Source organism: Aminobacter sp. SR38, assembly GCF_014843375.1.
GTDB lineage: Bacteria > Pseudomonadota > Alphaproteobacteria > Rhizobiales > Rhizobiaceae > Aminobacter > Aminobacter ciceronei.
The window spans coordinates 323,232-341,947 of sequence record NZ_CP062119.1 but is presented as its reverse complement, the minus strand read 5'-3'; the positions used below and the strand labels follow the sequence as shown (position 1 = coordinate 341,947).

The 18,716-nt window shown below is 61.2% G+C and carries 18 protein-coding genes and 1 pseudogene; 6 read left to right on the top strand and 13 right to left on the bottom strand.

Features of this window, described 5'->3' with window-relative positions:
- Positions 1–172 precede the first annotated feature (172 nt).
- Positions 173–271, top strand: a pseudogene (locus IG197_RS34935) (IS6 family transposase); the annotation flags it as partial.
- Between the two features lie 152 nt (positions 272–423).
- Here IG197_RS34935 and IG197_RS34930 read toward each other — a convergent pair.
- The 12 genes from IG197_RS34930 to IG197_RS34875 form a co-directional block, all read right to left on the bottom strand.
- Positions 424–1,881, bottom strand: coding sequence for an NAD-dependent succinate-semialdehyde dehydrogenase (locus tag IG197_RS34930; RefSeq protein WP_192321564.1), 1,458 nt, complete (start codon positions 1,879–1,881; stop codon positions 424–426).
- A 57-nt stretch (positions 1,882–1,938) separates the two neighbouring features.
- Positions 1,939–2,379: a thioesterase family protein gene (locus IG197_RS34925; protein WP_192321563.1), complete on the bottom strand. Its 441-nt coding sequence runs from the start codon at positions 2,377–2,379 to the stop codon at positions 1,939–1,941.
- Positions 2,380–2,383: 4 nt separating this feature from the next.
- A complete protein-coding gene (locus tag IG197_RS34920) occupies positions 2,384–3,544 on the bottom strand; it encodes an iron-containing alcohol dehydrogenase (RefSeq protein ID WP_192321561.1) in 1,161 nt (386 codons plus the stop codon).
- 18 nt (positions 3,545–3,562) lie between these two features.
- On the bottom strand, positions 3,563–5,125 hold the full coding sequence (locus IG197_RS34915; protein WP_192321559.1) for a class I adenylate-forming enzyme family protein: 1,563 nt from the start codon (positions 5,123–5,125) through the stop codon (positions 3,563–3,565).
- 35 nt (positions 5,126–5,160) lie between these two features.
- Positions 5,161–5,916, bottom strand: a complete 756-nt coding sequence (locus IG197_RS34910; RefSeq protein ID WP_192321557.1) for an SDR family NAD(P)-dependent oxidoreductase — start codon at positions 5,914–5,916, stop codon at positions 5,161–5,163.
- Between the two features lies 1 nt (position 5,917).
- Positions 5,918–8,350 (bottom strand): xanthine dehydrogenase family protein molybdopterin-binding subunit, encoded by a 2,433-nt coding sequence (locus tag IG197_RS34905; protein ID WP_192321555.1) that lies wholly within the window; start codon positions 8,348–8,350, stop codon positions 5,918–5,920.
- Positions 8,343–9,104: an N-acyl homoserine lactonase family protein gene (locus tag IG197_RS34900; RefSeq protein ID WP_192321553.1), complete on the bottom strand. Its 762-nt coding sequence runs from the start codon at positions 9,102–9,104 to the stop codon at positions 8,343–8,345. Before IG197_RS34900 ends, IG197_RS34905 begins: the two co-directional genes overlap by 8 nt.
- Entirely contained in the window at positions 9,101–9,586 is a 486-nt protein-coding gene (locus IG197_RS34895) for a (2Fe-2S)-binding protein (protein ID WP_192321551.1), read from the bottom strand. The genes IG197_RS34900 and IG197_RS34895 overlap by 4 nt, the downstream gene beginning before the upstream one ends.
- On the bottom strand, positions 9,583–10,455 hold the full coding sequence (locus IG197_RS34890) for a xanthine dehydrogenase family protein subunit M (protein WP_192321550.1): 873 nt from the start codon (positions 10,453–10,455) through the stop codon (positions 9,583–9,585). The genes IG197_RS34895 and IG197_RS34890 overlap by 4 nt, the downstream gene beginning before the upstream one ends.
- A gap of 16 nt (positions 10,456–10,471) precedes the next feature.
- The gene (locus IG197_RS34885; RefSeq protein WP_192321548.1) at positions 10,472–11,239 is read right to left on the bottom strand and encodes an enoyl-CoA hydratase/isomerase family protein; all 768 of its coding nucleotides are present in this window, start codon (positions 11,237–11,239) and stop codon (positions 10,472–10,474) included.
- Entirely contained in the window at positions 11,236–11,703 is a 468-nt protein-coding gene (locus IG197_RS34880) for a CoxG family protein (RefSeq protein ID WP_192321546.1), read from the bottom strand. The genes IG197_RS34885 and IG197_RS34880 overlap by 4 nt, the downstream gene beginning before the upstream one ends.
- A gap of 92 nt (positions 11,704–11,795) precedes the next feature.
- Positions 11,796–12,956, bottom strand: coding sequence for an ABC transporter substrate-binding protein (locus tag IG197_RS34875; RefSeq protein ID WP_246765558.1), 1,161 nt, complete (start codon positions 12,954–12,956; stop codon positions 11,796–11,798).
- Between the two features lie 345 nt (positions 12,957–13,301).
- Here IG197_RS34875 and IG197_RS34870 point away from each other — a divergent pair, with 345 nt between their 5' ends.
- Genes IG197_RS34870 through IG197_RS34855 form a run of 4 tightly spaced genes read left to right on the top strand, consistent with a single transcriptional unit; the run spans position 13,302 to position 16,674 of the window.
- Positions 13,302–14,060: an ABC transporter ATP-binding protein gene (locus tag IG197_RS34870; RefSeq protein ID WP_192321542.1), complete on the top strand. Its 759-nt coding sequence runs from the start codon at positions 13,302–13,304 to the stop codon at positions 14,058–14,060.
- The gene (locus IG197_RS34865; RefSeq protein WP_192321540.1) at positions 14,053–14,763 is read left to right on the top strand and encodes an ABC transporter ATP-binding protein; all 711 of its coding nucleotides are present in this window, start codon (positions 14,053–14,055) and stop codon (positions 14,761–14,763) included. Before IG197_RS34870 ends, IG197_RS34865 begins: the two co-directional genes overlap by 8 nt.
- A gap of 36 nt (positions 14,764–14,799) precedes the next feature.
- Positions 14,800–15,687: a branched-chain amino acid ABC transporter permease gene (locus IG197_RS34860; RefSeq protein ID WP_192321538.1), complete on the top strand. Its 888-nt coding sequence runs from the start codon at positions 14,800–14,802 to the stop codon at positions 15,685–15,687.
- A 3-nt stretch (positions 15,688–15,690) separates the two neighbouring features.
- Positions 15,691–16,674 carry a branched-chain amino acid ABC transporter permease gene (locus IG197_RS34855; protein ID WP_192321536.1) on the top strand — a complete coding sequence of 328 codons (984 nt, stop codon included), beginning with the start codon at positions 15,691–15,693 and terminating at the stop codon, positions 16,672–16,674.
- Positions 16,675–16,700: 26 nt separating this feature from the next.
- Here the strand turns inward: IG197_RS34855 and IG197_RS34850 are convergent, their stop codons facing one another.
- Positions 16,701–17,624 carry a helix-turn-helix domain-containing protein gene (locus IG197_RS34850; RefSeq protein WP_192321534.1) on the bottom strand — a complete coding sequence of 308 codons (924 nt, stop codon included), beginning with the start codon at positions 17,622–17,624 and terminating at the stop codon, positions 16,701–16,703.
- A gap of 265 nt (positions 17,625–17,889) precedes the next feature.
- On the opposite strand from IG197_RS34850, the gene IG197_RS34845 reads away from it, so the two are divergent.
- Complete coding sequence (locus IG197_RS34845; protein ID WP_192321885.1) at positions 17,890–18,645, top strand: NYN domain-containing protein; 756 nt, start codon at positions 17,890–17,892, stop codon at positions 18,643–18,645.
- Positions 18,646–18,716: the final 71 nt, after the last annotated feature.

The following is an 18,716-nucleotide window of genomic DNA, read 5'->3' as shown; positions in this document are numbered from 1 at the left end:
GAAGATCTCGGCCCCTCTTCATCGGCAGCAAAAACGACCTTCGGAAGGTCGGGACAGGTTTAGAGCCTCGCGCTTTTGATCGGACGCATATCCGGTGGCTTTGAGGTAGTTCCAGCATTCGGGGGGTTGATAGAGGTCGCAGATATCGCCGATGGCATTGACGAGAGCCTCGATCGAGATGATCCACATGATGCGCAAACGACAGGCGAGGTATGCCTACAATCCGAACCCATCGATCGCCAAGCAGTTTGAGATCATCGCAGCGGCGTGAAAAGCGCGCCAGCCTCTTACTTTCTTTGGATGTTTAGGGATTTGCAACAGAACCGAAAGCTCTGCTAGCAAAAACGCCATTGCCTCGCCATCGCCCTTCAGGGGCAAATGTCTTAGGGGACGTCCGGAGGTCGACTTTGGATCTCTTGCTTCTCAAATGCCCAAACAGAGGTATTTGATTTCCAGATAATCCTCGATCCCGTACTTCGAACCCTCGCGGCCGTTTCCGCTTTCCTTCATGCCGCCGAACGGAGCGACTTCCGTCGAGATGAGACCCTGGTTGATGCCGACTATGCCAAACTCAAGCGCCTCGGCGACACGCCAGACCCGCGAGATGTCGCGACCATAGAAATAGGCAGCAAGGCCGAACTGTGTGTCGTTTGCAAGCCGGATGGCGTCCTCTTCCGTCTTGAACCGCAGGACCGGCGCGACTGGCCCAAAAATCTCTTCACGAAACACCATCATGTCGCTGCGTGCATTGGACATCACGGTCGGCTCGAAATAAGTACCGCCCAACGCGTGGCGCTTGCCCCCTGTTGTGAGAGCCGCGCCCTTAGCCGTAGCGTCCGCAATCATCTCTTCGACCTTGGCAACGGCAGCATCATCGATGAGCGGGCCGATCTCCACACCATCGTCCATCCCGTCCCCGACCCTCATTGCCGAGGCCGCGTTGCTCAGCTTCTCGACAAACGCGTCATGAATGCCGTCTTGCACCAAGAACCGGTTGGCGCAGACGCAGGTTTGGCCCGCATTGCGGTATTTCGAGGCGAGCGCGCCTTCGACCGCCGCATCGACGTCGGCATCGTCAAAGACGATAAACGGCGCGTTGCCGCCCAATTCCATCGATGTCCTCTTCACCGTGTCCGCGCATTGCCGCATCAACACTTTTCCAACGTCGGTCGAGCCCGTAAAAGTGAGCTTGCGCACGAGCGGGTTCGACGTCATCTCGCCGCCGATTGCGCGGGCGGAACCCGTCACGCAAGAAAGTACGCCTTTCGGAATCCCGGCCCGTTCGGCCAGGACACAAAGCGCCAGCGCCGATAAGGGAGTCTGGCTTGCAGGCTTAACCACCACCGTGCAGCCTGCGGCAAGGGCTGGAGCGGCCTTGCGGGTAATCATGGCCGCCGGAAAATTCCACGGCGTTATGGCTGCACAGACACCGATGGGCTGTTTTAAAACGACGATCCGGCGGTCCTGTGCATAGCCGGGTATGGTATCGCCGTAGACGCGCTTGGCCTCCTCGGCAAACCACTCGATGAAGCTTGCCGCATAGGCGATTTCGCCGCGGCTTTCCGCGAACGGCTTGCCCTGCTCTGCGGTCATGATCCGGGCAAGGTCCTCCTGATTGGCCATGATCAGTTCGAACCAGCGGCGCAACATGGAAGCGCGATCCTTGGCCGTTCGTGCTGCCCAGGGCTTGAGCGCTGCATTTGCAGTCTCAACGGCTCGCCGCGTTTCGGCGGCGCCGAAACTGGGAACTGTGCCGATGACCGCGCCGCTCGCCGGATTACTGACAGCGATCGTCTCGCCGCCGGCTTCACCCAGCCATTCCCCATCGATGAAGCACCGGTCACGCAGCAGCGAGGGGTCGCGGAGGTCGAGTTTTGTCATGCCTTGTTCCGTTCCAACATGTGAGTGAAAGTTCAACCCAGCCAGCAACGCGTGTCGCTATGTAGCCGCAATCGCCGACAGAGCGGTCCGCAGCCGATCGTTGAGCGGCTTCGGACGACGTGTCTCGCGATCGACATAGACGTGGACGAAGAAGCCTTCGGCTGCGGCCGCCTCTTCCTCCTTCCGAAACAGGCCAACCTCATAGCGAGCGGAGGACGTTCCGAGCTTGGCGACGCGGATACCGGCCGTCACCGTGTCGGGGAAAGCGAGTTCAGAAAAATAGCGGCACCCGGTTTCGACGACGAGCCCGATCTGGTCGCCGCCATGGATGTCCAGCACGCCCTCGCCGATCAGCCAACCATTCACCGCTGTGTCGAACAGTGAATAATGCACCACATTGTTCATGTGGCCGTAAATGTCGTTGTCCATCCAGCGCGTGGTGATGGTGCGAAACGCCTTGTAGGCATTGCGCGACGAGGGTGAAGGCCGGTCGCTCATCGTCTCACCAGGCCGCGCGGTAGATTGCGAGCGCATCCAGCTCGGCGACATTGCGCGGATTGTTGACCAGCAGTCGCTGCTGATTCATCGCGTCCGCCGCCATCTTTTCCAGATGCTCTTCGCCGATGCCGACATCACGCAGGCGCGGCTGTAGTCCAAGTCGTTTCGACAGCGAGGCCAGTTCCTCGATGAACGCCGCGCAGCGTCCCTGGACACCCTCCTCCCGCGCGAGACGTGGGAAAGCGTCCGCGGCGATCTCGGCGTAGAGGTGGGCGGCATCGGGCGCGTTGAAGCGCAGGACATGCGGCAGGACCAGCGCATTCGAGAGGCCGTGCGGGACATGGAATGTCCCGCCGATTGGATAGGCAAGCGCATGGACGGCGGCCACTGGCGAATTGGCGAAGGCCTGGCCGGCGAGCATGGAGCCGAGCAACATCGCCCCCCTCGCCTCGACATCCTTGCCATCAAGCACCGCTTTTTCGATGTTGGCGCCGATGAGTTGCAGCGCCTGTCTGGCCAGCATCTTCGACAGCGGATTGTTGTTACCGTTTTTCGAGGCATAGGCTTCGATGGCGTGCACCATCGCGTCGACGCCGGTGGCTGCGGTGATTGCCGGCGGCAGGCCCAGCGTCAGTTCCGGATCGAGCACCGCAATGTCTGGCAGGATGATCGCGCTGGAAACGCCGCGCTTCTCCTCTTCACCGACTGTAATGATCGAAACCGGCGTGACTTCCGAGCCTGTTCCCGCCGTCGTGGGCGCCAGCACCAGAGGCAGGCGCGGTCCTCTCGCCTGCGCCACGCCCCAGGCGCCGTCAATGTCTTCGCCAGAGCCCAGAAGAAGGGCAGCCACCTTCGCCACGTCGAGCGACGAGCCGCCGCCGAAGCCGGCGACGCCGGTAGCTCCTGCTGACCGACCAGCTTGTACCGCCTTCATCACGGTCGCCAGCGAAGGATCGGCCTCGACGGAATCGAAAATCGCAACCGACGCTCCGACGCTTTCCAGCGAGGCGATGGCTGCGTCGCAAAGGCCGAGCTTGCGCAGGCCGGGATCGGTCACTAACAGCACCGTCGGGCCCAGCCGCTTGCCCGCGATCGCGCCGAAGCGTTTGGCGCAACCGGCTTCGAAGACGATCGAGGGCGTCGTATTGAAGGTGAAGGCTTGCATTGGCGAATTCCTCTAGGGTCAGGCCGAAACGACTGGCTTTTCGATCAGATCACGCAATTTGAAACGCATGACCTTGCCCGACCCAGTGCGCGGTATTTCAGGGATGATGTGAACGGAGGCCGGAACCTTGTAGCTGGACAGGATCGTCCTGCAGTGGGCGATGACGGCCTCGCCCTCAAGAGCAAGGCCCTCCCTGGCCACCACGAAAGCGACAGGCACCTCGCCCAGCGTGGCGTGAGACATGCCGACCACCGCGCAATCCTTCACCCCCTCGAGCGGCAGGATCGCCTCCTCCACCTCCCCCGGCGCAATGTTCTGTCCACCGCGGATGATGATCTCCTTCAGCCTTCCGGTGATCGTGAGGAAACCGCTCTTGTCGCAGCGCGCGAGATCGCCGGTGTGATACCAGCCGTTCTTCAGCGCCGCTTCGGTTTCCTGTGGCTTGTTGTGATAGCCGATCATCAGGTTCGGGCCTCGGCAGATCAGTTCCCCTTCTTCGCCGGTGACAACGTCCAGCCCAGTGGCAGGGCTGATGATGCGCACGGCAAGCCCCGGCACGGGCAACCCGCAGGAGCCGGGAACACGATACTTGCCGGGCCAGTTCATGGTCACCATGGTCGACGTCTCGGTGATGCCATAGCCGTCGAGCAGTTCGATGCCGAAATAGTCTTCGAATTCATGATTGAGGGTGCCCGGCATGATCGCGCCGGCCGAAACGCAGCGGCGCACGCCCGCAAACGGCTTGGCGCCGGATGCCTGTGCGGCCTGCATCAGATAGTGGAACATGGTCGGCACGCCGGGCACTATTGTGAAATTTCCCTTTTCGAGCAGGTCCATCGCGCCCTGCGTGGAGAACTTCTCCATCAGAAATTCGCTCGCGCCTGTCGCGAGGATGCCGAGCACGGCAATGTTGAGAGCATAGGAATGGAACAACGGCAGCGCCGACAGCACCCTGTCGTCTTCGCCAAGGCCAAGGATCGGCGCCCAGCAGGCCGCGGTCACCCAAAGCATGCTGCGGGTGGTCAAGAGAACGCCCTTGGCGCGGCCCGTCGTCCCCGAGGTGTAGATGATATAGGAAGCGCGGTCGATGTCGTCGGCTTCTAATTGGATGCCCGATGCGGGCACCGCACAGAGTTCGGCGAAGGAAAGCGCGCCATGTTGCGCCACGCCTTCGCCGGTCAGAAGAACGACGGTCGGATTGGGACCGCCCGCAGATATCCTTGCCAGCAGTTCGCTGCGGGCGGGGCTGGTCACGATGACGTCCGCTCCGGAATCTTCAAGTCGATAGGCAACCTCGCCCTGCGTCGCCTCGAAGCTGATCGGAACCGACACGCCGCCGGCGCGAACAGTCGCCAGGCATGTGACAACCCAATCCACCGAATTTGGCAACCACAGCGCAACGGTCTTGCCCTCGCTCACCCCGCGGGCGCGAAGCTGAGTGGCAAGATTTCCGACCGCCCTGTCCAGTTCGCGATAGGTGAGCGTCTTAGCTGCGTCCGCGAACGCAACCTTGTCCGGAAAGCGGCTCGCTTGCCGCTCGAGGAGTTCGGCCACGGGGGCTATGAGATCGGTTCTGATCATCGCTTTCTCCCAATCGACTTAATCCCCCAGGGGGATCAGACCATGCTGAATCCGCCGTTGACGCTGATAACCTGGCCGGTCACCCAGGATGCCGCGTCAGAGGCCAGGAACGTGATCATCGGCGCGATGTCTTCCGGCTTGCCTATGCGGCGCAACGGATAGGCCTTGACGATCTTCTCGCGGTTCTTCTCGAGGAAATCCACATCGGAATGCGCGGTCTCGACGAGGCCCAGTGAAATCGCGTTCACCGTGACGTTGTTGCGGCCGAGTTCGCGAGCGAGCGACTTGCCGAGCGCAATCGTGCCGCCGCGGGCCGCCGCGGCAAGTGCCAGATTCGCCTCGCCGATGCGCGAGCTGTCGCCGACTAGGCTGAGTATGCGGCCTCCATTCTGGCGGATCATGTGCGGCGCAACCGCGTGACAGCAGTTGAGCGCACCGTAAAGGCAGACATCGATCTGGGCCTTCCAGTCGGCCGGCGTGGACTCGACGAATTTCTGGTATTTCACATAGCCGGCATTGTTGACCAATATATCGATACGGCCCCAATCGGCGATAATGGCGTCGGTCATCGCGGTAACCTGCGCATTGTCGCTGACGTCGGCGTTGTAGGCGCGCGCTTCGCCGCCAGTTGCGATGATGCTGTCGACGACGCTTGCCGCCTCGCTTTCGGAGCGGTTGTAGTTGACCGCGACCTTTGCGCCTTCGGCTGCAAGCGCACGCGCGATGTCACCGCCGACGTCGCGGCCGCCGCCAGTCACCAAGGCGACCTTCCCCTTCAAACCGAAATCCATGTCAATTCTCCTTGCTTGAATTCTGTGTGGCCGCGCCGATCAGGCGGAACAGACGTTCCGGCGTAACGGGCAGTTCCGAAATCTCGACATCTAGGTGCGACAGCGCATCGGCGATGGCGTTCGCAATTGCCGCCGGCGCGCCGATCGTTCCACCCTCGCCCATGCCACGAAACCCTCCCGGATTGTCCGGATTGACGGTTTCCAGATGGGCGACCTCGATGTCCGGCACTTCGACAGCCGTCGGCGCCATGTAATCGACGAGGCTCGCAGTCAGCAGTTGCCCCTGGCCGTCATAGACAAGCTCTTCGAGAAGCACCGCACCAATCCCCTGGGCGACGCCACCATGCACCTGTCCGTCGACGACTAGCGGGTTGATCATGCGGCCGCAGTCTTCCGCGACCACGAACCGCTGCAGCTTCACGGCATAAGTCTCCGGGTCCACCTCGACGACTGCGACATGCGTGGCCGTGGTCGTCGTGCCCAGATAGGGATCGAAACTTTCGCTTGCTTCGAGCTTTTCGCGCTTGTCCAGCGGCAGGGTCTTCATGTCCGAATACACGGCGCGCGCCAGTTCGGCAAAACTGATCTGATGATCCGTGCCGCGGACAAAAATCCGCCCGTCGCCCGTTTCGATGTCCTCGACCGAAGCTTCGAGCAGATGGGAGGCGACATGCTTCACCTTGTCGCGGAGCACCCTCGTCGTCAGGATCGCGGCGCCGCCTCCGATCACGGCGCTGCGACTGGCATAGGTACCCGTACCGTGGGCAGTCGCGGCGCTGTCGCCATGCACGATCTCGACATCCTGCGGCCGAACCCCAAGTTCCTCGGCGACGATCTGCGCAAGCGTGGTCTCCAGGCTCTGGCCATGCGAGGCCACTCCGAAGATGGCCGTCACCGCACCGGTCGAATCAATGCGGACCGTCGCGGATTCATTGCCGGTGTTGATCGGCATTCCCGGCGCCACTGAAATGCGCGAGCCGATGCCGGTCAGTTCCGCATAGCTTGCGATGCCGATCCCCATCCAGCGCCCGGCTTTCCGGGCTTCCTGCTGCTTCTCGCGAAGAGCTTCGTAGCCGACCACCTCGCAGGCCTTGTCGAGGCATTCCGTGAACCCGGATCTTTCCCAAATGATGCCCGATCCAATGCGATGGGGAAATTCATCCGGTCTCACCAGGTTTCGGGCTCGGATTGTCTTCGGGTCCATCCCGAGTTTCTTGGCCGCCATATCGACAAGCCGTTCAAGCACGAAAACCGAGGTCGGACGGCCGACCCCGCGATACGGTCCGGTCGGGGCTTTGGAGGTCGCCACGCCGCGAACGCGCCCACGATAGTGCGGAATCTTGTATGCGCCGGGCAGGAAGCTGACCACCTGAACCGGCTCAAGCGCGGCCGTCCAGGGGAAGATCGAGTAGGCGCCGATATCGCCCAGAACCTCGGCGTTGAGCGCCAGGAAGCGACCGGTTTCGTCAAAGCCAAGTTCCGCAGTGACCAGTTCGTCGAAACCCTGGCTGGTGGAGGCAAGATCCTCCATGCGATCGCTGACATATTTCACCGGACGCCCAAGCTTGCGCGCCAGGGCCGATACGATGATCTCTTCCTGATAGAGCGAGCCTTTGCCGCCAAATCCGCCGCCAACGTCCGGCGCGACAACGCGCACCTTTCCGGGCATTGCGAGCAGCGTCGACAAGAGATCGCGTATGATCCCGGGAATCTGCGTCGACGAGTAGAGTGTCACCACATCGCGTCCGCGATCGTAGTCGGCCAGATACGACCGGTTCTCCATGGACAGGGGGGACTTGCGATGAAACCGGAACCGTCCCTTCACGGTCAACGGAGCCGCGGCAAGCATTTCCTCCGCCTCACCTGTTTTGAACAGGCGTTCAAGGATGACATTGGTTCCGAATTCGGGGTGAAGCAGTGCTGTTTGGGATGCTGCAGCAGCCTCAGGGTCGATCACGACCTCCAGTTGCTCATATTCGATTTCAATGAGCGCCATCGCGTCTTCCGCAACGTAGCGACTTTTGGCAACGACCACAGCAACCGGCTCGCCGACATAGCGAACCTTGTCGATCGCCAGCGCTGGATTGGCCGTCGCATGGTAGTTCGCCATTATCGAGGTGGCGACGACAGGTGCGATCTCGCTGAAGTCTGCCGCCGTGAAGACGCCGAGAACCCCTGGGATTCCCTTGGCGGCGTCGGCATTGATGGAAACGATCCGTGCATGCGACTGGTCGCTGCGCAGGAACGCGGCATGCACCATTCGATCCAGCTTGATGTCGCCGACATACCGTCCAGCGCCCGTCAACAGCCGCGGGTCCTCGAGCCGCTGCACCGGCTGGCCGACATATTTCGGGCGGGAGGTCGAGAGCGCGTCACCGCCCGGACCTGCATGGTCCTGCGAAACGCCTGGACGATGGTCCAATACGTCATTCATAGGCATCGGCCCCTTTTCTCAAGGACTGCCACTGCTGGTCGTCGTGGCCGCACAGGACCGTGGCACCGGCTTTCTCAATCCGGCGGATTTCCGCATAGGAGCTCAACAGGAGATCGGCGTTCCAGGCGTTGCGCGGGACTTCGTCATTGTCGAGGTTTCGTTTCAGGCTGACCGCGTCCGAGGCAAGGAGAAACTCCCCGCTCTTTTCGAGAGCCGCGCGCAATCCGATCATGCCGGCCGTGTGGCCAGGCAAGGCAATCGTCACCAACTTGTCGTCGCCGAAAATGTCGTGGCTGCCGGTAACCGTTTCGACCGGCATCGGATGATCCCATTCGGCAGGCAGGTATCCTTGCGCGGCAGCATCCGCCGACTTCGCCGAGGAAAGTTCCGCCTCATGGCAGATGAAGGTCGCGTTGCGAAAAAACGCGTTGCAGCCGCAATGGTCGGGGTGGAAATGCGAGTTTACTACGAGGTCGATATCCTCGGGGGAAAGGCCGATCGCACCGAGGCTGGAGACGACGTCTGATTTGGGCGCGCCGATCGGCGTCATCACCTTGGCCAGTCCGCCCCAACGCGCTTCAGCGTCGGTTTCGACCGACGGATGGCAGCCGGTGTCGAACAGGACATTGCCGGAAGCGTGGCGGAAGAGATACGCGGACACCGGCAACTCGATTGTCTCGTCGCGATCGGCATCCGGGACATAGATACGTTTTTTCATCCGGAGACGTCCCCCGCTCAAGGCATGCATCTTCATGCGGCAATTCCGTCACGCTCGTTCGCCAGTTCCCGCACCGCCTTGACGATGTGGTCATATCCCGTGCAGCGGCAGATATTGCCGGACAGCCCGTCCCGGATGTCGTCGTCAGTCTTCAGCGGATGGCTTTCGAGAAGGTCTCGAACAGTCATCAGGAACCCCGGCGTGCAGAAGCCGCACTGCAGCGCGTGGTGCTTTCGGAAAGCTTCCTGGATGCGGTGAAGCTTGGCGACGCTCCCCAGCCCCTCGACGGTCTCGATTGTCGCGCCGTTCGCCTGGACTGCGAACATTAGGCATGAGCGGGCGGTTGAACCGTTTACCCTGACGGTGCATGCGCCGCAGATTCCGTGCTCGCAGCCGACATGCGTGCCGGTCAACCCGAGCGTGTCGCGCAGGAAATCCGACAAGAGCGTGCGCGGCTCGACCGCCTCGAAGACGGCTTCGCCATTGACGGTCAGTTCGATATCCACCTTGCCGCTCAAGAAATGCCTCCTTCGGCGCGGCGCGACGCTCGTTCGAGTACCCGCCTGGCCACGATCGGGATGAGATGGAGCCTGTATTCGGACGAGGCATGAAGATCGGCGTTCGGTTCAAGCCCCTCGGCGGCGAACTGCGACGCCCGCGCCATCAACTCCGTCGTGAGCGTCTTGCCAAGAAGATGCTCCTCCGCCGCGCGCGCGCGGATGGCGGTGTCCGCCACGCCGCCGAGCGCCAGGCGCGCCTCGGCAACGATGCCGTCTTTCAGCGCAATGATAGCGCCTGCCGACGCGATCGCGAAATCGCCTGCACGCTGGGAGACCTCCTCGAAGGCGGTTCCCGTGCCCGCCGGAAGATAGGGAAGATGCACTGCCGTCAGAATCTCGCCATCCTCCAGCCCGGTCACGAGCGGTGCGATGAAGAACTCGTCCGGCGCGACGCGACGCAATCCATCAGGTCCGTGTATTTCCAGTTCGGCGTCGAGCAGCGTGACCAGAAGCGGCCATTCGGCGGCGGGATCGGCATGGACGAGGCTGCCCCCGATCGTGCCGCGATTGCGGATGGCGACATGCGCGACATGCTGCAGCGTCTCGGCGATGATTGGGAAATGCCGCAAGGCCTCAGGGGACTTCAAGGACTGCGCATGACGCACCAACGCGCCTAACTTCAGGCCCCCGTCCCGCTCCTCGATATCCGAGAGCTCAGGAATGCTGTTTATGTCGACCAGAAACTCAGGCTGCACAAGTCGGAAATTCATCATGGGAACAAGGCTTTGCCCCCCGGCGATAACCTTGGCGTCGCCGCCGCTGGCAAGCGCGCTCAACGCTTCGTCCAGCGTTTTGGCTGCAAGATATTCGAAAGCTGCCGGCTTCATCTCATCAACATCCGCTTCATTTGCCGGTGAACTGCGGAGCACGCTTTTCGGCGAAGGCCGCGCGACCCTCGCGGTAGTCGCTGCTGGCGCTGGCGAAATCGATGCGGCGGTTGGCCTCCTCTTCATCGAAGGTCCCGAATGCCGATCCGTTCAGGATATATTTCGCGCCGGCGATCGTCAGCGGCGCGCTGTCTGCGAGCTTTCGTGCATAATCCAGCGCAGCAGCCATCGGATCGCTCGATACGTCATCGACGAACCCGATTGTCAGGGCCTTGGCCGCATCGAACCGTTCGGCGGAATAAAGGATGCGCTTGGCCTGGGTCAGGCCGACAAGCGCCGCCAGCTTGCGGGTTGCCTGCACGCCATAGATGATCGACAGCCTGGCCGCCGGAATGCTGAAGATCGCCTTGTCATGGGCGAAGCGGAAGTCGCACGACATCGCTAGATGCGCGCCGCCGCCGAGGCAATAGCCTGATGTAACCGCGATGACCGGCTTGCGGATATGGGTGATCACCGCACAGCCATAATCAACCGCCTCCTCGTAGGCGACGCTCTGGGCCTTGTCGTCGCGCGTCGAAGCGAACTCGCCGATGTCGGCTCCAGCGGAAAAGTCGGAACCTGCGCCGGTGAAGATGACTGACCGAACGGAGCGATCATGATCGAGCTTGGTGAAGATGTCGCCGATGTCGCGCCACATGGCATAGGTGACCGAATTGCGCTGTGCAGGCCGGTTCAATCTGACCGTCGCGACGTCGCCCTCGATGGCGCAAAGAATATCGCTCACGCCGCGGCTCCCGCCGTCGCGCCTTCGCTGACGATCTTGTTGAAGTCGTCGAAAAACTGCTTGGCAAGCTTCTTGGCGGTGGAATCGAGCAGGCGCGCGCCAAGTTGGGCGATCTTGCCTCCCACATCCGTGTTGACGTCGTAGTGGAGGACCGTTGCATCTGGGCCATCAGCTTCCAGCCTGACCCGCGCCGTACCCTTGGCGAAGCCGGCAATGCCGCCCTTCCCCTCGCCTGTGATGGTGTAGCCTTCAGGCGCCACAACGTCGCTGAACGTCACGCCGCCGCTGAACTTGGCCTTGATAGGCCCGACCTTGAGGACGATCTGCCCGGTCATGCTGTCGGCCGATTCCTGTACCAATTCCTGACAGCCGGGAATGACCTGACGCAAGACGTCGGCATCATTCAGCGCCCGCCAGACCGTCTCGCGGTCCTTGGGGATTTTGACTGAGTCCTTGAGCTCCATCTCATCACCTTTCGAATTGACGTTTTTCTTGTGTCGGCGGCCCGGGCAGATCGAGCCAAGGCCGCCGCGTTGCGCGCGGGAGGATGCGCCGTCTATTTCTTGACGAGTGGGCAAGTGCTTTCCGAGAGAGGCCGGAATGCCTGGTCGCCGGGAATGACCGAAACCAGGTTGTAGACGTCCCACTCGCCCTTCGACTGATCGGGCGTCTTGACCTGATAGACATACATGTCGTGCACCATGCGGCCGTCCTCGCGGATCTTTCCGCCCTTGGCGAAGAAGTCGTTGATCGGCATCTCGCGCATCTTGGCCATCACAGCCTGCACTTCGGTGGTCCCGGCGGCGTCGACCGCCGCGAGATAATGCATGGTCGACGAATAGTCGCCGGCGTCGCCCATATGCGGCTTGCGGCCGACCTTCGCTTCGAACTTGGCCGCGAAAGCACGCGTCTCGTCGTCCCGGTCCCAGTAGAAGGCGTTGGTCAGGATCATGCCCTGGGCGGCCTCAAGGCCGAGCGCGTGAACGTCGGTGAGCCACACAAGCAAGCCCGCGATGGTCTTGCCAGAAACGCCGAGACCGAATTCGCCGGCCGATTTGACGGCGTTGACGAAGGTGGTGCCCGAGCCCGCGATCGCAACCACTTCGGCGGGCGATGCCTGCGCCTGAAGCATGAACGCGCTGTGGTCTGACGTCTCGATGGGGTAACGAACCGCACCCGAAACCTCGCCGCCATTTGCCTTGACGATGGTGGTCGCATCGGCTTCGAGCGCATGACCGAATGCATAGTCGGCAGTCAGGAAATACCAGTTCTTCTTGCCCTGCTTGATCAGCTCGTTGGCCGTGCCATTGGCAAGCGCATAGGTGTCGTAGGCGTAGTGGATGCTGTTGGGAGTGCAGCCGTCGCCGGTCAACCGCGAAGAACCCGAGCCGTTGACGATGGCGATACCTTCTTCTTCCTTGGCAACCTGGGCGACAGCAAGTGCGATGCCTGAATTGATCAGGTTCGCGATCATCGTCACGCCCTGCGCTTCATACCATTCCTTGGCAGTCGCCACTGCGACCTCCGGCTTGTTCTGGTGGTCGGCTACGACGACCTCGACCGGCTTTCCAAGCGCCTTGCCGCCGTAATCCTCGACGGCCATCTTGACCGCCGTCACAGCCCCTTCTCCGGATTCGTGCGAGAATTGGCCGCTAATGTCGGTCAGGACGCCGACCTTGACCGCACCCGTATCCTGCGCAAGCGCCCCGGCCGGCATGAAAGCGGTGCTTGCCGCGAGCGTCATCGCGAAGCTCACACCGATCAGTTTTTTCATTCTTCTCATTTCGTTTCCTCCACCATCGCAACAAGGAGCCGATCTCTCTCTTTACCTACTTGCGATACAAGACTTTTTTACCGTTGCGGAATGACGCCGGCGCAATTCAGGCCTTGTTATGCAGCACATTTGCTCCCAAGAAAAGAAAGGTATCGACTTGCATTATTAGACGGCATGTGGTTTACAGCTGTCAAGCCACCTGGCGCGAAAAAGTGCGGCAGCCAAAAATTCGGAATGCCGGGCGACGCGAAACAGGCATAGAAAAACGCAATCCGGTTGGGAGGACTCGTGCCGGAAAATGAACCCATCATCGAAGCCCGCGGACTGACGCGGGAATTCAGCGGATTCGTCGCCGTCAACAATGTGGATCTGAAGATTCGCGGCGGAACCATCCACGCACTTATCGGGCCGAACGGCGCCGGCAAGAGTACGCTGTTCAACCTTCTCACCAAATTCCTGTCGCCGAGCAGCGGCCATATATTCTTCCAGGGCCGCGATATAACCTCGATGCGGCCGGCCGGTATTTCGCGCCTCGGCCTCGTCCGCTCGTTCCAGATTTCCTCGGTGTTTCCACACCTCAGCGTGCACGAGAATGTTCGTGTGGCGTTGCAGGCGCGCGAACGCTACACCTTCACCTTCTGGCGCTCGGAAGCGAAACTGAAGCGCTTCGATCCGGAAGCGACGGCTCTGCTTGAAAGCGTCGGCCTTGCAGATGCCGCCGACCGGACAGCCGCAGAGTTGTCCTATGGCCGCAAGCGCGCACTGGAACTGGCCACCACGCTGGCGCTCGACCCGAAAGTCCTGCTGCTGGACGAACCGATGGCCGGCATGGGGCGTGAGGATATCGGACGCACGGCCGACCTTATTCGCAAGGTGGCGGCGTCGCGGACAGTCCTCATGGTCGAGCACAATCTCGGCGTGGTCGCCGACCTTTCAGATACGATCACCGTGCTGCGGCGCGGCGAGATCCTGGCCGAGGGCAGCTACGACGACGTTTCCAGCAACAGCGAAGTCCGCAAGGCCTATATGGGAGGTGCGCATGGGTGAGCCGTATTCACGTCTCAGCGTGTCCGACCTGCATGGCTGGTACGGCGAAAGCCATGTCCTGCATGGCGTCAAGTTCCATGTCGGCAAGGGCGAGATCGTCACCCTGCTCGGGCGCAACGGCGCCGGCAAGACCACGACGCTGCGCACCATCATGGGCGTTGTGCGGAAGCGGCGCGGCAATGTCCTCTACGGCGGCGCCGACATCCTCGCGCTGGCGCCGCACAAGGTATCGCGCCTCGGCATCGGCTACGTGCCGGAAGAGCGTGGCATCTTCTCCTCGCTGAGCGTCATCGAGAATCTGATGCTTCCGCCGGTGTCGCTGCCGGGCGGCATGAGCATCGAGGAAATCTACGAGCTCTTTCCCAATTTGCGTGGCCGCAACCGGACATCAGGGACTAGGCTTTCCGGCGGCGAACAGCAGATGCTCGCCATCGCCCGCATATTGCGCACGGGCGCAGACTTCATCCTGCTCGACGAACCGACCGAGGGTCTAGCGCCGGTCATCGTCGATCAGATCGCCGAGGCTCTGAAAGTTCTGAAGGCCCGCGGTCTCACCATAGTTCTGGTCGAGCAAAACCTGCAGTTTGCGGCCTCCATCGCCGACCGTCACTACGTCATGGAACAGGGTGTCGTCGTCGACGAGATCGCGAATGACGCGCTGGACGCGAACATGGAACGCCTCAACACCTATCTCGGAGTGTGATCATGACCTCCCTGTCCACCTCGAAGGAATTGCGGCATGGCTGAGATTTTCGGCGTTCCCGTTGCCGTGCTGCTCGGCCAAGTCCTGCTCGGCCTGATCAACGGTTCGTTCTACGCCTTGCTGAGCCTCGGCCTGGCGATCATTTTCGGCATGTTGAATGTCATCAACTTCGCGCACGGCGCGTTCTACATGCTGGGCGGCTTTGCTGCGTGGTTCGCGCTAAGCGTCCTTGGCGTCGGCTACTGGCCCGGATTGATCATCGCACCGGTGGCGGTGGCCTTGTTCGGCGTCGTCGTCGAACGCCTGTTCCTTCGCCATCTCTATCGGATGGACCACCTCTACAGCCTACTTTTCACATTCGGGCTGGCGCTCGCGCTTGAGGGCCTGTTCCGCCATGTCTACGGCTCGGCCGGCAAGGCCTATCCCCTGCCACCCTCGCTGAGCGGCGGCTACAATCTCGGCTTCATGTTCCTTCCCGCCTACAGGGCCTGGGTGATCCTGGCCTCGGTCGTGGTCTGCTTTGTCACCTGGTACGGTATCGAGCGCACCCGGCTTGGCGCATATCTGCGCGCGGCGACGGAAAATCCGTACCTGGTTCAGGCGTTCGGGATCAATGTCCCGCTGCTCCTGACGCTGACCTATGCCTTCTGCGTCGGCCTCGCTGGCTTTGCCGGCGCTCTCGCGGCGCCGTTATATCAGGTAAGTCCGGGAATGGGGTCCAACCTCCTGATCGTCGTCTTCGCCGTCGTGGTCATCGGCGGCATGGGGTCCATCGTCGGCGCCATCGTGACCGGCCTCGGGCTCGGCGTCATCGAAGGGCTGACCAAGGTGTTTTTTCCATCCGCGTCCACGATAGCGGTGTTCATCATCATGGTGCTCGTGCTGCTCGTGCGGCCGGCCGGACTCTTCGGCAGAGAAAGATAAGACATGGCCAATTTCGCAGTTGCCGAAAAAGCTCCGGCCCGCTCCACCGCCTCCTTGAAGGGCGCGCTCCTTATCCTGCTGATCGCGGCAGCGCTCGTCGCCCCGTCCTTCGTCTATCCGCTCTTCCTGATGAAGATCCTCTGTTTCGTGCTGTTTGCGTCGGCGCTCAATCTCGTCCTCGGCTATGCCGGCCTGCTCTCCTTCGGCCATGCGGCATTCTTTGGCGGCGCGGCCTATATCGCCGCCCATTCCGCCAAGGTGTGGGGTTTTCCCTTCGAGCTCGCGATCCTCTCCGGCGTCGTATTCTCGATCGTTCTCGGCTTTCTCTTCGGCGCGCTGGCCATCCGCCGGCACGGCATTTATTTCGCAATGATAACGCTGGCGCTGGCGCAGATGGTCTACTTCCTGGCCGTGCAGATGCCGTTCACCGGCGGCGAGGACGGCATCCAGGCAGTACCCCGCGGCACGTTCCTCGGCCTCGTCGACCTTGGCGACACCACGTCGATGTATTATGTCGTGCTCGGCTTCACCGCCTTCGGCCTGTTCGTCATCTGGCGGACCGTGCGCTCTCCATTCGGTCACGCATTGGCGGCGATCCGCGAAAACGAGCAGCGCGCCACCTCGCTCGGCCTGAACGTCGAACGCTACAAACTGATCGCATACACGCTTTCGGCGGCCCTTTCCGGGCTTGCCGGATCGCTCAAGGCAATTGCATTCCAGCTCGCATCGCTCGCGGACGTCACCTGGCATATGTCGGGAGAGGTCATCCTCATGACCCTGCTCGGCGGCATGGGAACGCTCATCGGACCCGTCGTGGGCGCAACCTTCGTCGTCGGCCTGGAGCACTACCTCTCGACCAGCGGCCTGCCCATCACCTTCATCATCGGACTTGTCTTCATCGCCTGCGTGATGGTGGCGCGGCGTGGGCTCTATGGCGAGCTGCGCGCTCGCCTTGCATCGCGCGCTGCGGCATCTCCCAAGGCATAAGCAGACGCCCTTGAACAGGGCGTCCCCTATTCCTCCAATGTATAGCTAAGTTCGTAGTCGGTTTCATTCGCCATGATCGGCTGCTTGCAGTGGCTGCAAACCACCAAGGGCGCGAAATCCGAATTGCACAGGCGATGCCTGAGCGTCAGAGGCGGCTTGCCGTCGGAGAGCCAGCGGTCACCCCAGCGCATCATCACGATCATCGGCTGGTAGAGATCGCGACCCATTTCGGTGAAGCGATACTCGAAACGATCGCCATTCGCACCGTAGCGCTCCTTGCGGAACACTCCGCTTTCGACCAGCCGCGTCAGGCGATCGGTCAGGATATTGGTGGCGATGCCGAGCTTCTCGATCATCTCGTCGAACCGCCTAACGCCGAAAAAACCCTCACGAATGATCAGGAAGCTCCAGCGGTCGCCGATGATCTGCAGGCTGCGCGCCACAGAACACGGCCTGACCCTCTCCAGAAGAGCAGGATCGGAGCTCCTGCGGCTTTTCAACTTTACCTCGTAAGGTGAATAGCCGGCGCCCGGGCCGTCGCGAAAGGAAACCTCGCGGGCCTTGATCGGCTCATGGCATTCCGAACAGACGGTGACCGGATCGCAAGTGTGACCGCATGTCGTGTGGATCAGTTTCAGCGGAGGCTCAGCCCCCTGCGTCAGCCATTTGTCGCCGAACTCCATCAGCGACAGCATCGTCGAAAACAGATCCTTGCCGCGCTTGGTCAGAAAATAGCTTTTGCCGCGCTCGCCCGGCCTGGCGCCGATGACGAGAATATCGTTGTCGGTCAGCATCGACAGCCGCGTCGAAAGCGTCTGGCGCGGAATGCCAAGACGGCGCTGGAACTTTTCGAAGCTGCGCACGCCAAAGAAGGCTTCCCGGACGATCAGGAAGGTCCAACTATCGAGAACGATTTCGACGGTTTTTCGGACCGAGCAATGGCGTTCCAAATGAGGTTGCCTCAGTCGAAGTTTGAATTCAGCAGGAGTCGGATTGCTTTCGCCGCCGACTTGATGAACGGACATAGCCAACGGAAACCCTCAGTTGTGTACAAAAATTGGCCGCTTTGACACCTAGTCTGATAATGCAAGCTTCGCTCCATATCAATTGGCGACCGGCGAACTAGACTGGATTGAACTGAGTTTAGGGCATCGCTGTTCAACGAAGCCCGTGATAGGCAGACAACTAACTCCCTGCTGGAAAGGTCTTCCCGTGATGGCCAACGATAATCGTTCCCCGCGCCTCGCTGTACTGATTGATGCAGATAACGCGTCCGCCAAGATCGTCGACGGTCTTTTCGATGAGATCGCGAAGATTGGTGAGGCCAGCGTCCGGCGCATCTATGGAGATTTTGCCAGCTCGAGATCGAAAGCGTGGATCGATGTTCTGGCACGGCACGCAATCATTCCGCAGCAACAGTTCGCTTATACAACTGGCAAGAACGCGTCTGACATCACCCTGGTTATCGATGCGATGGATTTATTGCACAGCGGCCGTTTCGACGGCTTCTGTCTGGTCTCGTCCGACAGCGATTTTACGCGGCTGGCTGCTCGTATCCGCGAGCAGGGTGTCGATGTCTTCGGGTTCGGAGAACAGAAGACACCAGAGAGCTTCCGTCAGGCTTGTCGACGCTTCACCTACACCGAAAACTTACTCCCTGATGCGCCGGCCAATACGGAAGCAGCAGGACGCAAATCCCAACCCCTTCAGCCGCCGAGTGCGGCCGCGCCGATCATCCGCCGCGTTCTCGATCAGATGGAGACAGAAGATGGTTGGGCACCGCTGGGAGCGGTAGGTACGCAGCTGGCGAACCTATCCTCCGACTTCGATCCCCGCAATTTTGGCTTCCGCAAGCTAAGCGACCTCGTTCGCAAGACCAATGCCTTTGAGATCGAACATCCAGAAGGGCGGGCCATACGCATCCGCGAAAAGCCAGCATCGGCGAAGCTCTCATCCAGCCGGAAGTCCTGACTCATTTAACTGGAATCTTTGGGGAGCCGGCAAACAACAGACAGTCCGGTTTTGAGCCCCTGATGTGGGAT